The organism is Brevundimonas subvibrioides ATCC 15264 (assembly GCF_000144605.1).
Classification (GTDB): domain Bacteria; phylum Pseudomonadota; class Alphaproteobacteria; order Caulobacterales; family Caulobacteraceae; genus Brevundimonas; species Brevundimonas subvibrioides.
This window is the reverse complement of record NC_014375.1, coordinates 3,050,638-3,063,790: the sequence shown is the minus strand read 5'-3', so window position 1 is coordinate 3,063,790 and position 13,153 is coordinate 3,050,638. Positions and strand designations below refer to the sequence as shown.

The 13,153-nt window shown below is 69.6% G+C and carries 13 protein-coding genes; 11 read left to right on the top strand and 2 right to left on the bottom strand.

What is annotated here, in order from left to right:
* The first annotated feature begins 35 nt into the window (after positions 1-35).
* The 10 genes from BRESU_RS14940 (at position 36) to BRESU_RS14895 (ending at position 7,783) form a co-directional block, all read left to right on the top strand.
* Entirely contained in the window at positions 36-1,229 is a 1,194-nt protein-coding gene (locus BRESU_RS14940) for a deoxyguanosinetriphosphate triphosphohydrolase (protein WP_013270395.1), read from the top strand.
* 79 nt (positions 1,230-1,308) lie between these two features.
* On the top strand, positions 1,309-2,055 hold the full coding sequence (locus BRESU_RS14935; RefSeq protein WP_013270394.1) for an SPOR domain-containing protein: 747 nt from the start codon (positions 1,309-1,311) through the stop codon (positions 2,053-2,055).
* 4 nt (positions 2,056-2,059) lie between these two features.
* Positions 2,060-3,106, top strand: a complete 1,047-nt coding sequence (gene nagZ, locus BRESU_RS14930; RefSeq protein WP_013270393.1) for a beta-N-acetylhexosaminidase — start codon at positions 2,060-2,062, stop codon at positions 3,104-3,106.
* A gap of 40 nt (positions 3,107-3,146) precedes the next feature.
* Entirely contained in the window at positions 3,147-3,965 is an 819-nt protein-coding gene (locus BRESU_RS14925) for a segregation and condensation protein A (protein ID WP_013270392.1), read from the top strand.
* Positions 3,962-4,618, top strand: a complete 657-nt coding sequence (gene scpB / locus BRESU_RS14920; RefSeq protein WP_013270391.1) for an SMC-Scp complex subunit ScpB — start codon at positions 3,962-3,964, stop codon at positions 4,616-4,618. Before BRESU_RS14925 ends, scpB begins: the two co-directional genes overlap by 4 nt.
* Before the next feature lie 81 nt (positions 4,619-4,699).
* Complete coding sequence (locus tag BRESU_RS14915; RefSeq protein ID WP_013270390.1) at positions 4,700-4,972, top strand: hypothetical protein; 273 nt, start codon at positions 4,700-4,702, stop codon at positions 4,970-4,972.
* Positions 4,973-5,129: 157 nt separating this feature from the next.
* Positions 5,130-5,255 carry a type B 50S ribosomal protein L36 gene (gene ykgO, locus BRESU_RS14910; protein ID WP_008263184.1) on the top strand — a complete coding sequence of 42 codons (126 nt, stop codon included), beginning with the start codon at positions 5,130-5,132 and terminating at the stop codon, positions 5,253-5,255.
* A 136-nt stretch (positions 5,256-5,391) separates the two neighbouring features.
* Positions 5,392-5,667 (top strand): nucleoid-associated protein GapR, encoded by a 276-nt coding sequence (gene gapR, locus BRESU_RS14905; protein ID WP_013270389.1) that lies wholly within the window; start codon positions 5,392-5,394, stop codon positions 5,665-5,667.
* Between the two features lie 95 nt (positions 5,668-5,762).
* On the top strand, positions 5,763-6,098 hold the full coding sequence (locus tag BRESU_RS14900) for a hypothetical protein (RefSeq protein ID WP_013270388.1): 336 nt from the start codon (positions 5,763-5,765) through the stop codon (positions 6,096-6,098).
* 341 nt (positions 6,099-6,439) lie between these two features.
* Positions 6,440-7,783 (top strand): serine hydrolase domain-containing protein, encoded by a 1,344-nt coding sequence (locus BRESU_RS14895; RefSeq protein WP_013270387.1) that lies wholly within the window; start codon positions 6,440-6,442, stop codon positions 7,781-7,783.
* 474 nt (positions 7,784-8,257) lie between these two features.
* Here BRESU_RS14895 and BRESU_RS14890 read toward each other — a convergent pair whose 3' ends face one another.
* A complete protein-coding gene (locus BRESU_RS14890; RefSeq protein ID WP_013270386.1) occupies positions 8,258-8,863 on the bottom strand; it encodes a TetR/AcrR family transcriptional regulator in 606 nt (201 codons plus the stop codon).
* Between the two features lie 86 nt (positions 8,864-8,949).
* Between BRESU_RS14890 and BRESU_RS14885 the strand changes: the two genes are divergently transcribed.
* Positions 8,950-10,065, top strand: a complete 1,116-nt coding sequence (locus BRESU_RS14885; RefSeq protein WP_013270385.1) for an aldo/keto reductase — start codon at positions 8,950-8,952, stop codon at positions 10,063-10,065.
* Between the two features lie 306 nt (positions 10,066-10,371).
* Here BRESU_RS14885 and BRESU_RS14880 read toward each other — a convergent pair whose 3' ends face one another.
* A complete protein-coding gene (locus BRESU_RS14880) occupies positions 10,372-13,128 on the bottom strand; it encodes a TonB-dependent receptor (RefSeq protein ID WP_013270384.1) in 2,757 nt (918 codons plus the stop codon).
* Between the last annotated feature and the right edge of the window lie 25 nt (positions 13,129-13,153).

The following is a 13,153-nucleotide window of genomic DNA, read 5'->3' as shown; positions in this document are numbered from 1 at the left end:
GAGACCGCAAAGGCCGGTTCGCAAAGGCCGGACGGATGAAGCCTTACATCGTGAGACACTCAACGCCGCACAGTCCCTATGCCGAGACGCCCGACGCCTCGCGCGGACGCCTGATCCCCGAGGCGCCCAGCCGGACGCGCAGCGCCTTCGCCCGCGATCGGGACCGCATCATCCACTGCACCGCCTTCCGCCGTCTGAAGGAGAAGACCCAGGTCTTCGTGGCGCACGAGGGCGACCACTACCGCACCCGCCTGACCCACAGTCTGGAGGTCAGCCAGATCGCCCGGTCGCTGGCGCACGCGCTGGGGCTCGATCAGGATCTGGCCGAGACCATCGCCCTGGCCCACGACCTGGGGCATCCGCCGTTCGGTCATGCCGGCGAGGACGAGCTGCAGGCCCAGATGGTCGCCTGGGGCGGGTTCGATCACAACGTCCAGACCTTCCGCGTCGTGACCGACCTGGAGGTCCGCTATCCGGCCTGGCGCGGCCTGAACCTGACGTGGGAGACGCTGGAAGGCGTCATCAAGCACAATGGCCCGGTCACGCACCGGCTGGACGATCCGGCCTGGAAGGCGATCGCCGACTATGGCCGGGGCTGGGATCTGTCGCTGGACGGGTTCGCCTCTCTGGAGGCCCAGTGCGCCGCCATCGCCGACGACATCGCCTACAACAACCACGACGTCGACGACGGGGTTCAGGCCGGTCTGTTCACCCTCGCCGATCTGGCCGGGGTGCCGCTGATCGGGCCGGTGCTCGAGGCGACGCGCCGCGACTGGCCTGATGTCGACGAACGAATGATCCGGCTGGAGGCGGTCCGGCGCATGATCGGCGTCATGGTCGACGACGTCCTGGCCGAGACGACCCGCCTGCTGGCCGAACACCGCGTCGACTCGGTCCAGGCCGTGCGCACCGCCCCCCGCGCCCTGGTCCAGTTCTCGCCCGGCATGCTGGCTGATCTGGGGGTGCTGCGACGGTTCCTGTACGAGCGGATGTATCGCCACTACCGCGTCAACCGAACCCGCAGCCAGGCCCGGCGCATCCTCGCCGAGATGTTCCAGCTGTTCATGGCCGAACCCGAGGTTCTGCCGACCGAGTGGGCCTTCGCCGCCGAGGGTACCGAGGCCCGTCGGGCGCGGGCCGTCTGCGACTACATCGCCGGTATGACCGACCGCTTTGCGATCGAGGAGCACTCCAAGCTGTTCAACCTCGACATCGGCCTCGATCTCTGATTCTACGAAGGGGTCGGGACGGGCTAGACTGGGCGGCCGCCGCATCGATTCGCGCCCGGTCCGATGGAGACGAAACGCCATGTCCCACGACGACGATCATCGCCCCCGGGAACGCGGGGCCTATACGCCCCCGACCGACGACGATCTGCCCTTCAACCGGGGTGGGTTCGACGCGCGTCGCGGCCCGCCGGCCAAGGCTCCGCCGGTCACCCTGATCGTCAGCGCCGGCGTGCTGCTGGTGCTGATCATCGCCGTGGTCCTGTTCTACCGTTCCGGCCTGCGGTCCTCCAACGACGCGCCCCCCGCGATCGGTACGCCGGTGCCCCAGATCCGGGTCGAGCCGACCGAGGACGCCCAGCCCGTCAATCCCGAATCCGGCGTCGGCCTGTACGACGAGGCCGAGGACACGGCCACCGCGCCCCAGTTCACGGCACCGCCCGAAACGCCCCAGCCCCGGCCCCTGCCGCGCCCGGTTGATGCCGCTCCCGTGACGCCGCCCGTGACCCGGCCCGCACCGGCACCGGCACCCGCGCCGACGCGCCCCGCCGCGACGACACCTCCTCCCACGGCCGCCAACGGCGCGGGCGGATCGGCCGCCGTCCAGATCGGTGCCTTCTCCTCGACCGCCATCGCCGATCGGGAGTACGCCGCCATGGCCGCGCGCTTCCCGCAGTTCGCGCGTAACGCCACCAAGCGGGTGCAGGAGGTGACGGCGTCCAACGGCTCGACCGTCTATCGCACCACCTTCACCGGCCTGAGCGCCGAGGATGCCCGCAGCTTCTGCTCGGCGATCAAGGCGGGCGGCGGCGACTGCCTGGTGCGGTAGGGATTTGACCACCGCCGCCATCTACGGCTGCTCGGGGCTGGTGCTGACGGAAGAGGAACGCGCCTTCTTCGCCGACGCCCGGCCGTGGGGCTTCATCCTGTTCCGGCGCAATGTCGACAGCCCGGAACAGGTCCTGCGCCTGACCGACGCGCTTCGCCACAGCGTCGGCTGGGACGCGCCGGTTCTGGTCGATCAGGAGGGCGGACGGGTCCAGCGCCTGGGCCCGCCGCACTGGCCGAAATACCCGCCGGGCGACGCCTATCTGAAGGCCACGAACGATCCGCTGACGGCCCGCGAACTGGCCCGGCTGGGCGGACGGCTCATGGCCCATGACCTGAAGTCGGTCGGCATCAACATCGACTGCGCCCCTGTCCTGGACGTCCCGACGGCCGGCGCTCACGATATCATCGGCGACCGGGCCTATGCCCAGGATCCGGCGACGGTCACGCAGCTGGGCCGGGCCGTGGCCGAGGGCCTGCTGGCCGGGGGCGTCCTGCCGGTCATCAAGCACATGCCCGGCCACGGCCGAGCCTTCGCCGACAGCCACAAGGAACTGCCGACCGTCCACGCCGGGCTGGAGGCGCTGGACGCCTGGGACTTCGCGCCGTTCAAGGCCATGTCGGACATGCCGATCGGCATGACGGCCCACATCGTCTTCACCGCCATCGACCGGAAGCGTCCCGCGACCCAGTCCCGGAAGGCCATCCGGATGATCCGGGACCACCTCGGTTTTGGCGGGCTGCTGCTGTCCGACGACCTGGTCATGAATGCCCTGTCCGGCACCCTGACCGAGCGGGCCGAGAAATCGCTGAAGGCCGGATGCGATCTGGTGATCCACTGGAACGGCGAGATGGACCAGATGCGTCAGGTCGCCGAGGGCGTCGGCCGGCTGAAGGGTGGGGCGGCGCGCCGCGCGCAAGCTGCCCTGGCCCGGATCGTCCATACGCCCGAGCCTCTGGACGTGTTCGAGGCCCGGGGCCGGTTCGACGCGATGCTGGCCGGTCGCCTGGAGGCCTCGAAAGGGCCGGACGTCGGCGAGGCGCAGGCGTGAGCCCGCCTCAAGCAGCGCGACCGCGCGGTAGGCCAGCGGAATGAGCCAGACCTTCCAGCCCAACCTGGATTTCACGGCGGTGGCCGAGGTCGACGACCGCGACGCCTTCGTGGTCGATCTGGACGGCTACGAAGGCCCGCTGCACGTCCTCTTGGCCCTGGCGCGGAACCAGAAGGTCGACCTGCTGAAGCTGTCGATCACCCGGCTGGCCGAGCAGTATCTGGCCTTCGTGCACGAGGCGCGGCGGCGCAATTTCTCGCTGGCGGCCGACTATCTCGTGATGGCGTCGTGGCTGGCCTATCTGAAGTCCCGACTGCTTCTGCCGCGCACCGACAAGGGCAAGGGCGACGAACCGCCGGCCGAGGAGATGGCGGCCACCCTGGCCTTCCGGCTGCAGAAGCTGGAGGCGATGCGCAAGGCCTCGGACGCCCTGCAGGCCCGGCCCCAGCTGAAGCGCGACGTCTTCATGCGGGGCGACCCGCAGGCGACGGTGATCGTCCCGTCCGACCGGATCGACGCCAGCCTGTACGAACTGATGGCCGCCTATGTCGGCCAGCGCCGCCGCGAACAGGCCCGCCACTACAATCCCGGCCAGCGGGTCGAGGCCTATCCGCTGGAGGAGGCCCGCGACTGGCTGCGCGACATCCTGCCCCGGCTGTCCGACTGGACCCCGCTGGAGCGGGTGGCACCCGTCCGCGACGGGGAGGGGCCCTCGCAGGCCTCCCTGACCGCCTCCACCCTCTCCGCCGGCCTCGAACTGGTGAAGGAGGGGGCCATGGATGTCCGCCAGGAGAAGGCGTTCGATGAAGTCTGGCTGAAGCGGCGTGGTCTGGGACAGCCACTGGAGCTGACGCCGTGAGCGGCCTGACCTTCGCCCCCGACGAGGCCGAGATCGAGCGGCGGGTCGAGGCCCTGCTGTTCGCCGCCGTCGGCCCGCTGTCCGCGGCCGACATCGCGCGCCGCCTGCCAGAGGGGGCCGACGCCGGCCGGGCCATCGCCGCCTTGCGGGCCCGGTATGAGGGGCGGGGGGTCGAACTGGCCTGCGTCGCCGATCGCTGGGCCTTCCGCACTGCGGCGGACCTGTCGTTCCTGATGACCGAGGAGCGCGAGGAGCCGCGCCGCCTGTCCAAGGCCGCGCTCGAGACCCTGGCCATCATCGCCTACCATCAGCCCGTCACCCGGGCCGAGATCGAGAGCGTGCGGGGCGTGTCGATCTCGCGGGGGACGCTCGATCTGCTGCTCGAGATGGGGTTCGTGCGACTGCGGGGACGCCGGCGGACGCCCGGCCGCCCGGTCACCTATGCGACCGCCGACCGCTTCCTCGAGCATTTCGGTCTGGCCAGCCTGTACGACCTGCCGGGCGCGGCCGAGATGAAGGCCGCCGGCCTGCTCGACCTGTCGCTGCCGACAGGGTTCGAGGTGCCGGACCCGTCGCGGTCCGGGCCGGACGACGAGGATCCGATCGAGGACGGAGACGCTCCGGAGTTCGCCCAGGATTTCGTCGGCGACTGACCGCCGCAGGGCGGGGAACGCAACCCTTCGTCGGGCTTGGCCGTTTGTCATCGAACGCCGATCCATTCGAGGAGACCGACCATGCGTATCACGTCCGCATCGCTTGCCGCCCTGACCGCCCTGGCCCTGGCGGCCTGCCAGCCCGCTGCCGAGGAGCCCGCCACGGCCGCTCCGCAACAGCCGATCGAATCGACGACGGCTCCGTCCGTCGGAGGCCCGACCGAACTGCCCACGGACGGCGGCGTGACTCCCGCGCCCGACGCCATGGCCGACGCCACGGCCGAGGAGGTCGCCGCCCCGGCGTCGCCGGCCGAAGCCGCCGTGCTGTCGGGCGGCGAGCAGAACAAGCAGTAGGCCACGCGGCTTGACGCAGGCAGGGGGCGTGGCTATACGCACGCCTCCGCCGCTGGGGCTTCCTTGCGGCTTTTCTGTTTTCGTTTTGCCTCCAGCCCGCGCTGAAGCCGCAAGCCGCCGAGCGGCGAGCGTTCAGCGCCACCAAGGATTTCCGACCATGAAGGTCCGCAGCTCGCTCAAGTCGCTCAAGACCCGTCACCGCGACTGCAAGGTCGTGCGCCGCAAGGGCGTCGTCTTCGTGATCAACAAGACCGACCCGCGCTTCAAGGCGAAGCAGGGCTGACTGGCGCGCGCCCGACGGGCGCGCTTCCAACGATCCACAGGCTGCGGACCTTGTCCGCGGCCTTTTTCGTGTCCGGCGTTGAGCCGGGGGCCGGGACATGGTTAGCGTCCCCGCTCGATTTTCCGGAGACTTCCCCATGGCCGACGACGCTTCCTTCGACGCTTCGCCCGACGTTCTGAACTCGGCGGCCCAGGGCCGGTTGAGGACCATCATCGAGCGGATCGAGCGTCTGGAAGAAGACAAGGCCGCCGTCATGGAAGACATGAAGGAGGTCTTCGCCGAGGCCAAGGGCGAGGGCTACGACGTCAAGATCCTGAGGAAGGTCATCCGCATCCGCAAGCAGGACAAGGCCAAGCGCCAGGAAGAGGACGCGATCCTGGACTTGTATCTGTCGGCGCTCGGCGAGATCTGATCCTGAAGCGGACGCCCATCACGGGCGGTCCGAAGACCCAACCCCGGGACAAGGGGGGCGGGTCCCTCAAGCGCTCGTCCGGGTTCAAGCCCGGCTTGGGGTTCCAGAAGAAGGACAAGCCCGCGCCCAGCCCGTTCGAGGCCGAGCGCGAGGCCGCGCGCCGCAAGGCCCTGAATGCGCTCAAACGCGCGAAGCGCGCGGCCGACAAGGCCGGGATCGCCCTGTCCGAATGGGAGGGCGAGTTCATCGAGGGCGTCACGGACCGCATCAAGACCTATGGCCGGGCCTTCGGCGATCCGGAGAAGGGCGCGCCGGGCCAGGCCCTGTCGTCGATGCAGGGCCGCAAGCTGAAGGAGATCACCCTGAAGGCGAACGGCGAAGAGCCGAAGCGCCGCTGGGGGCGTAGGGGGCCGGGGGCGTCGGAGGGCTAGGTCGCCGAGACGGACGGGCCGAATGACGGACAGGGGTGGAATGAGGACGTCTGCGATGGGCCTGTCTGCGCCCCATCGCGTCGATGGATGCGCGGCGTCCTCCGCTTTCCGTGGGCTTTGGAGCGGTCTGCGCGGCACCGTTTCGGCAGCGGCCGGGGAATTGGAAAGACAAGCGCTCGCCCGGGTGGAACACCGACGCCGTCAGAACTCGTCACATTGACTGTCGCTGCCACGCGCCGTTTCTTCCGCCACGCGATCAGGGGGAAAACATGCTGAACCGACGAGGACTGGTGGGAGCGGCCCTTGCGGGGATAGGCCTTGCAGGCTGTGGACCGGATGCAGTGTCGGAACCGCAGCCGGACGTCGCGGGCGATGGATCCCCGCCGCCCTTGCCTGAAACCGTGGCCGAGACCCTCGGCGCGCTCGTGAGCGGCTCCGGCAGCGTGGGCGGGGTGGTGGTGGCCGCCCGCCACGGCGAGCCCGCCGGGGTCTTTGCCTGGGGCGACGCCCGACGCTCCCCGCGCCGACCGGTAACGCCGGAAACGCTGTTCCACATCGGCTCGAACGGCAAATTCGTCACGGGCCTGGCGGTGCTTCAACTTCTGCAGGCGGGCCGGATCGCCCTGAACGATCGACTTGGCGCCCATGTGACCGGTCTGCCCCCTGTGCTGGCCCGGACGTCGATCGCAAACCTGCTGCACCAGACCTCGGGCTTGCCGGACTATCTGGATCAGGTCGAGGACTGGTCCGAACCGGTCAGCCGACGGATGGTCTTCGATGCGGTGTCAGAGGGCCGCGACTTCGAGCCCGGCGAGTCCTGGGCCTATTCCAACACGAACTATCTCGTCCTCGGCTGGCTGATCGAGGCAGTCAGCGGAATGACCTATGCCGACTATCTGCGCGAGCGAGTCTTCGCCCCCGCCGGCCTTCCCTTCGCGCGCCCGGACGCGACCGCGACTGACATCGCCGCCCGCGCGCAGGGCTTCACCTTGAGCGGCGACAAGCTGTCCAAGGCTGACCAGATGGAGGACGAGATGAGCCGCGCCGCCGACGGCGGTGTCCTGTTCAGCGCTCTGGACTGGGCGCCCTGGTGCAAGGCCGTCGCCGCCTCGACCCTGATGTCACCGGAGACCGCAGCCCTGGCCTGGCAGCCGGGGAGCCTCCGCACCGGCCGCGCTGCGCCTTACGGAGCCGGGGTCTTTCTGGAGCGGTGTCGCGGTCAGTCGCTCTATCACCATACCGGGGCCGTGCCCGGGTTCGTTTCCCAGACGATGGCGTTCGGCGGATCGGGCATCCAGGTCCTGGCTGTCTGCAATACCGACGAGGACGGTGAGCCGCCGCTGGAGGACCTGGCCCTCGCCATCGCCGAGGGGCTTGCCCCGGGCTCGACCTATCTGACCCAGCCCGTGATGGCCGAGGACGCCCGGACCGCACGCTTGCGCCGCGCCTTTCGCCGCGCCGACGCTGATCTGCCGGATAGCCTGCTGGCGTCCGAGATCATCGCCGCGGGCGGGGAGACGGCCCCGTCATGGGGCGTCCGACCCGAACACGTCTTCGCACCGGTCGAGCAGTGGTCAGTCACGGGAGGCGAGATGGTCCGGTATCGGTGGATCGGAGACGACGAGGAACAAGGCCACATTGTTGTCGGCTGGACCGAGAACGACGAGGTGTTCTGGATCTACTGATCCGCTTGGGCGGCACCGCGGCAATGCAGTCGGTTCAAGCCCTGCGCCATGTCGGGGAATGGGCTGAGGCGTGGCGATGAGGCCAGGGTCCGCCTGGATCGAACGCCGTCGGTTCTTCCCCGCCCCAAAGGTGAACGAGCCGGCAGGCGCCGGGCCGCTTTTGGGGTTCGGCCTCAAAGGCATCGACCGCGCCTCGGCTGTCGAAGGCGATGGCCGGCGGGGAGCCGTCACGGGCTGTGAGAGGGGTGGCATGCCAGAAAAACAGGGTGCCAGCGTGCCAATCGCCGGGACCGCTTTAAGGAAATCAGAGGCTTGCGGACGCGCGGGTGGCACCCCGGCCATGATTATCGGAAATGTCGGGCGTCCTTCGTCGGGTGCGCCACCGGGTTCGGATGTCAAAGACCGCTCCGCAAATGGTCGGCGTTGCGGTGCCTTCAAGGGGCAGTAAGGAATTTATTCCTGTTCAATGCGATGCTATCCCTGCGGGGGCCACACCTGCATCGCCTGTGCCGCCACGCGCAGCAGCTTTTCGCGGGAGGCCCCGTCGCGGGCCAGGGTCGACAGGCCCTGGGTCATCGCCATCATGTGGCCGGCCAGGGCGTCGGCGTCGGTGTCGGCCGGCAGGGCTCCGCGGTCGATGTCTTTCTGGATCCGCGCGCGCAGGGCCCCCTCGATGCCGTGGCGGATCGCGGCGATCTCGGCCTGGACGTCGGCGGCGGCGGTCGAGCAGCTGAGCGCCGAGGTGGCCAGCAGGCAGCCCGTGGGGGTGTTGTCGCCCGTCACGCCCTCGGCCGAGGCGGTCAGCAGACGCTCGGCGGCCGCGCGGGCGGACGGGGCCGCCGCGATCGTGGCCTCGGGCGGTTCGCCGGACAGGTAGAGCGCCACGGTTTCCCGGAACAGCCGCTTCTTGTCGCCGAACGCCGCATAGAGGCTGGGGGGCGTGATGCCCATGGCGGCGGTCAGGTCCGCGACCGAGGTCGACTCATAGCCATGCCGCCAGAAGGTCAGCATGGCCGCATGCAGGGCGGCGTCGCGGTCGAACGACAGCGGCCGTCCGGTCTTCTTTCGAGGCTGCGTCATCGTTTCCATAACGATCAATATGAAACTCTTGACGCGGAACGGCAAGGGCGACTACGGGTTCTGTAGCAATCACTAGGAAACGCCGTATGCCGCTCTCCGATTATCGCACCCTGGGTCGTTCGGGCCTGGTCGTCAGCCCTCTGGCGCTGGGCACCATGACCTTCGGCATGGCGCGGTGGGGCCTGGGCGAGGAGGGGTCGCAGGCGGTGTTCGACGCCTATGTCGAGGCGGGCGGCAACTTCGTCGACACCGCCGACGTCTATTCCAGCGGCCGAAGCGAGGAGATGGTGGGCGAATTCATCGCCGCGCGCGGCCTGCGCGACCAGATGGTGGTGGCGACCAAGGCCGGGTTCGCGGCCGGGGCGGGGGCGCACAGCGGCGGTGCCGGTGCGCGGCATCTGCACGCGGCGCTGGACGGGTCCCTGAAGCGATTGAAGACCGACCATGTCGACCTGTACTGGCTGCACGTCTGGGACGGGGTGACCCCGGCCGAGGAACTGCTGGAGACGATGTCCGGCCTCGTTCGCTCGGGCAAGGTTCGCTACTGGGGCCTGTCCAACACGCCGGCCTGGTACGTGGCCCAGCTGGCCACCCTGGCCCGGGCCCACGGGATGCCGGGGCCGATCGCGCTGCAGTATTTCTATTCCCTCGCCAACCGGGACGTGGAGGACGAGCACGTCCCGCTGGCGGCCGAGTTCGGTCTGGGTCTGCAGCCCTGGAGTCCCCTGGCCTATGGCCTGCTGACCGGGAAGTACGACCGGGCGACGGTCGAGGCCGGGGCCCCGCGCGCCGGTGGCCTGCCGCGCGAGGCGGCGACGGGCACCGGGCAGCGGCCCGAGGACGACAAGCGGCTGGACGGCGCCAATCCCTTCGGCGACAGCCTGTTCACGGAGCGGAACTGGCGCATCGTCGATGAACTGCGCCGCGTGGCGGACGAGGCCGGCGAGAGCCCGGCACGGATCGCCCTGGCCTGGGTGATCGGCCGTCCCGGCGTCGCCTCGACCCTGATGGGCGTCAGCAAGGCGGCCCAGGTGGCGGACAATGTCGCGGCGCTGGACGTGGTCCTGTCGCCGGAGCACCGGGCGGCGCTGGACGCCGTCAGCGCGCCGGAACCCCGGCTGATCTATGGGCTGCAGTCGCGCGAGATGCGCCGCCAGGTCGTGTTCGGCGGGGCATCGGTGCGGGGCTGGGGCGAGAGCTAGCGCCGCCGCCCGGTGGGCTGAGCCTGCCGCTGATCCTTCCGGCGAGGTGCCGGGGCAAGAAGGTTCATCACAAAGGGCACCAAGGCAGCCACGAAGGACACGGAGGGCGCGGAGTCGCTTTTGAGATCGATCTCTTCTTTCAAGGTGCATCGTTCGCGGCGTACGCCGCATTGATCCAAGGGCGAAGACAGGACTGGTGCGGGCAACGTCACAGGACTCGTCGTGCCCTTTGTGGCTCTCTTCGTGTCCTTTGTGATGAACCGCTTGCCGCCCGGGACGAACCCGGACGGCGCATCGATGGACGATCTAGAACAGGATCTTGCGGAAGGTCAGGGTGACGACCCGGCCCTGGGGGTCGAGGAAGTCAGGCTGGTAGTTGAAGCCGACGTCGCCGGTGGACGAGCGGACGTCCTGACGGCTGTCGAACAGGTTCTGGATCCCCAGGTTGATGCGCGACCCCTTCAGCCAGGGGTATTTGGCAACCCAGGTCGGGCGAGACGACAGGTCGGCGAAGACGTTCAGGTTCACGGTCGTCTGCGACCCGAAGGTCAGGTCCGATCCGCCGAGGCCGCCGTCGACCTCGGTCCCCTCAAGCCAGTTGGCGTTGACGAAGGCGCCCAGGCCGCTCTTGAACACGCCGCCCTGGACCTGGACTTCGTTGCGGGGCGTGCCGCCACGCGATCCGGTCGCGGCGCCGTCCAGCAGGTCGAGGACCGGCAGGCCGTCGGCGATCACGATCCGGTCGGTGAAACGGTAGGTGTGATAGACCGACAGGTTGAAGCGCCCCTGGCCCGGCTGTCCGCCGCCGAAGCCGCCGCGTCCACCACCGCCGAACATCATGGTGCCGCCGCCCGGACGTCCCTGGCCGCCCCCGGCACCCGCAGGCGGGCCGCCCGCGCCACCCGGACGGCCGCCGCCCAGACCGGGCATGCCGCCCGCGCCGGGCGCGCCGGCGGCCGGAGGCGTCGGCGTTCCGAAGGCACGCGAGAAGTTGAATCCGGTCCGCAGCTCCTCGCGGCGCGTCTCCGAATAGTTCAGCGGGCGGGCGTCGATCGAGATCAGCTGACCCGAGGAATCGCGGGTGAACCGCGACGGCAGGGCGGCCTCCAGATCGGCCGTGATGGTCGGGAAGGCGCTGATCGCGTTCTCGATGGTGGTGCTGGTGTAGTTGGTGCTGACGCTGAAGTCCCGGGCCGACCACGGCTTGAAGTTCAGGCCGACCTTCCAGACGTTCCGGTTATCGGAGTCCAGGCCGGCGTTGCCGCCGTCGATGCGGTTGACCAGAACCGTCTGGCCGGTGCGGAAATCGAACACGGCAGCGTTGGGCGTAGTGATGACCGGGTCGTTCAGCTGCTGGATCGTCGGCGCGCCCTCTTCGTCCGTATAGCTGACGATGACGCTGAGCGGATCGGCGGGAACCCAGTTGAATCCGGCCCCCAGGGTCATCAGGCCACCGAAGTCCGACGCGTGGTCGTAGCCGGCGTTGAAGTTGACCGACAGGTCACCGAGGAAGCCCAGGATCTCGCGGCTGGGGTCCGAAACGGGCAGGGTGAAGTTGGCCAGACCATAGGCGCGGTCGCGCCCGATCGAGCGGGCGCTGAAGAGGCCGGCCCGGGTGCTTTCCGAATCCAGCGTGCGGGTGTCGCCCCCCAGCTTCAGCGTCATGTTCAGACCGCCGGCGGGGGCCTCGAACAGGTCGCCGCTCACGACGGCCTCGAGGTTTCCGCCACTGGCGACCGAGTTGGCGGTGTCGACCAGACGGGTGAAACTGGACGGGCTCAGGGCCCCGAAGGGGTTCAGCGTCCCGGCGGTCACGGCCGCCTGCGCCGCCGTGGCGTCGAGCCCGCGGCCCGTCGTCGTGTCCGTCTCGACCCGGTCGTAAGCCCCGGACACCGACCAGCGATAGTCGCCCAGATAGCCGTCCAGCAGCAGGCCCAGATTGCCGCTCAGGGTCTCGCTGTCGCGCGTCACGGCACCGGGATCGGCGATGTAGCGATAGACGGCCACGTCGCGCGAGAAGGGCGAACCGTTCCGGCCGGCCGGGGCCTGCAGCGTCACGCCCGGCAAGCCCAGGTAGCTGAAGCTGGCGGTGTCGTTGAGGCTCAGGCTGACCGTGCCCTTGATCGTCTCGTTCAGGTCGCGGGCCCACGAGGCCGTCAGCCGGGTGGTGTCGCCGCGCGGCAGCAGGGTGCGATAGGCCCCCAGGTCACCCGTGCGCGGGGCGTTCGCGCCGGCCGCGAACTGGGCCAGGGTCGGGTTGGAAACACCGGGGTTGGCGGCGACCGTGACGGGCGTGCCTGCCAGAGTCGTCAGGGCCGGATCGATCTGGCTGCCGTAGGGAATGCCCGCGACATTGCCGATCAGGTCGAACGGCTGGGAGCCCGGCGAGCGGTTGATGTCGCGCTCGTCCTCGAACAGGGCGGTATTGTGGGTCTGCTCCAGCTCGAAGTTCCAGCGGTCGCGGACGTTGACCTGGAAGGCGCTGATCTGGGCGCCCGTGGTCGTGCGACCCCCCTGCGACGGTCCGCTGACGCGTCCCTGCAGCGAGCCCTGGCGGAAATCGGCCTTCAGGATGATGTTGACCACCCGCTGGTCGGCCGCGAAGCCATAGGTCAGGGCGACCTCTTCCGGCAGGATCTCGAACCGCTCGATCGCCTCGAACGGAATGCCGCGGATTTCCTGGAAGCCGGAGGTGCGACGTCCGTTCAGCAGCACCACCGGTCCGCCGTCGCCGCGCCCGCGACCGCTGCGGGTCAGGGGTTCGACCGCCGCCAGCAGTTCGGCGACGTTGGTGGCGCCATAGGCCGCCAGCTGCTCGGAGGTCAGGGTGATGTCGGGTTCGATGTCGCCGCGGACGCTGCCGCGCGCCCTGGCGCCCGTGACCAGGACGTCCTCGACGACGTCCGCGTCTTCGTCATCCGTCGTCGCGGGCGCGCCGGACGGCTGTTGATCCTGCTCGTCCTCGGCCGTGGGAACGGGGGGCGTCTGGGGGGCGGTCTGCACGGGCGCAGTCTGAAGGGCGCCCGAGGCGAGGGCGTAGAGCAGGGCTGCGGCGATGGTCATGAAACGGTCCGGACAGAACGAGGAA

Excerpts from the sequence above, each read along its gene's own strand:
- BRESU_RS14935 (WP_013270394.1), top strand. The coding sequence starts at position 1,309 with ATGTCCCACGACGACGATCATCGCCCCCGGGAACGCGGGGCCTATACG.
- gapR (WP_013270389.1), top strand. The coding sequence starts at position 5,392 with ATGGCCGACGACGCTTCCTTCGACGCTTCGCCCGACGTTCTGAACTCG.
- BRESU_RS14925 (WP_013270392.1), top strand. The coding sequence starts at position 3,147 with ATGAGCCAGACCTTCCAGCCCAACCTGGATTTCACGGCGGTGGCCGAG.
- BRESU_RS14915 (WP_013270390.1), top strand. The coding sequence starts at position 4,700 with ATGCGTATCACGTCCGCATCGCTTGCCGCCCTGACCGCCCTGGCCCTG.
- BRESU_RS14940 (WP_013270395.1), top strand. The coding sequence starts at position 36 with ATGAAGCCTTACATCGTGAGACACTCAACGCCGCACAGTCCCTATGCC.
- BRESU_RS14890 (WP_013270386.1), bottom strand. The coding sequence starts at position 8,863 with ATGACGCAGCCTCGAAAGAAGACCGGACGGCCGCTGTCGTTCGACCGC.
- ykgO (WP_008263184.1), top strand. The coding sequence starts at position 5,130 with ATGAAGGTCCGCAGCTCGCTCAAGTCGCTCAAGACCCGTCACCGCGAC.
- BRESU_RS14885 (WP_013270385.1), top strand. The coding sequence starts at position 8,950 with ATGCCGCTCTCCGATTATCGCACCCTGGGTCGTTCGGGCCTGGTCGTC.
- BRESU_RS14880 (WP_013270384.1), bottom strand. The coding sequence starts at position 13,128 with ATGACCATCGCCGCAGCCCTGCTCTACGCCCTCGCCTCGGGCGCCCTT.